Origin of the sequence: Thioclava sp. F36-7, from assembly GCF_002020075.1 — a bacterium.
Lineage (GTDB): Bacteria > Pseudomonadota > Alphaproteobacteria > Rhodobacterales > Rhodobacteraceae > Thioclava > Thioclava sediminum.
Map to the genome: position 1 here is coordinate 1 of NZ_MPZR01000029.1, position 1,271 is coordinate 1,271.

The 1,271-nt window shown below is 63.7% G+C and carries 1 protein-coding gene and 1 pseudogene; both read right to left on the bottom strand.

All coding sequences use genetic code 11. The annotated features are described in order from the left end of the window. Positions 1–18: 18 nt before the first annotated feature. Entirely contained in the window at positions 19–1,089 is a 1,071-nt protein-coding gene (locus tag BMI89_RS20485; RefSeq protein WP_246832095.1) for an IS3 family transposase, read from the bottom strand. Continuing rightward, positions 1,056–1,208: pseudogene (locus tag BMI89_RS21205) on the bottom strand (transposase); the annotation flags it as partial. The pseudogene BMI89_RS21205 and the gene BMI89_RS20485, both read right to left, overlap by 34 nt. Positions 1,209–1,271 lie beyond the last annotated feature (63 nt).

Genomic DNA, 1,271 nt, shown 5'->3' on the forward strand with positions numbered 1-1,271 from the left:
TGACCTGCCATGGGTCTTTCATCCAGCCACGACCGGAGCCCGGTTGGTGTTTACGCCGATCGGCGCAGGTTGAGCAATCGCCCGACGCGCGGAGTTATCATCTCGCGTAGCGGGGCGGGCGATTGCGGTGGTCAGGGCCCGCGCGTAGTCAGCCGGGGTCTGGTAGTCCAAAGCCGAATGCGGACGCTCGGTGTTGTAGTCGGCAGCCCAAGCGGCGATCACGACGCGCGCATGAGCCAGGTTACGAAACATGGTCTCGTTGAGTAGCTCGTCGCGCATCCGGCCGTTGAAACTCTCCACGAAACCGTTCTGCATCGGCTTTCCCGGCGCGATGTAGTGCCATTCGATCCGGTGCTCGGAACACCACCGCAGGATGGCATTCGAGGTCAGTTCCGTGCCGTTGTCGCTGACGATCATTCCCGGCTTGCCGCGGCGCTCGATCAGAGCCGTCAGTTCGCGCGCCACCCGGCGCCCCGAAATCGAAGTGTCCGGGATGGCGGCGAGGCACTCCCGGGTAACATCGTCGACCACGTTGAGCACTCGGAAGCGCTGGCCGCTGGCGAACTGGTCGTGGACGAAATCCAGCGACCAGCGGGCATTGGGACGCGCCGCGACCAAGATCGGGGCCCGTGTTCCGACCGCCTTACGCCTGGCCTTCCTTTTGCGCACCGTCAGGCCTTCTTCGCGGTAGAGCCGATAGATCCGGTTGATACCGGATGGCTCGCCCTCGCGGCGCAGCAGCACGAAGAGCCGCCGATAGCCGAACCGTCTGCGTTCGTTGGCCAGCTCGCGCAGACGGCCACGCAGCTCCGTATCCGGAGCTCGCTGCGCCTGATAGCGGACCATCTTGCGATCCGCCCCGGCAATCCGGCACGCCCGCCGCTCCGAGAGCCCGAGCAGGGACCTCAGATGCGCGACCGCCTCGCGCTTCACGGCAGGCGTCACCACTTTTTTGAAACCAGTTCCTTCATCGCCGCTAAGTCCAGCATCTGCTCGGCCAGCAGCTTCTTCAGCTTGGCGTTCTCGTCTTCGAGCGTCTTCAGCCGCTTTGCCTCCGGCACCGTCATGCCGCCGAACTTCGCCTTCCAGTTATAGAAGGTCCCTTCCGACATGCCGTGCTTGCGGCACAGGTCCGCACACTTCGCGCCTGCCTCGTGCTCGGCCAGGATGCCGATGATCTGCTCGTCCGTGAATCTCGTTCGCTTCATTGTCCGTCCTCAAGTTGGGTCGGACTCTAATCGATGGTGGAGGAAAAATCCCGTGGCAGGTCA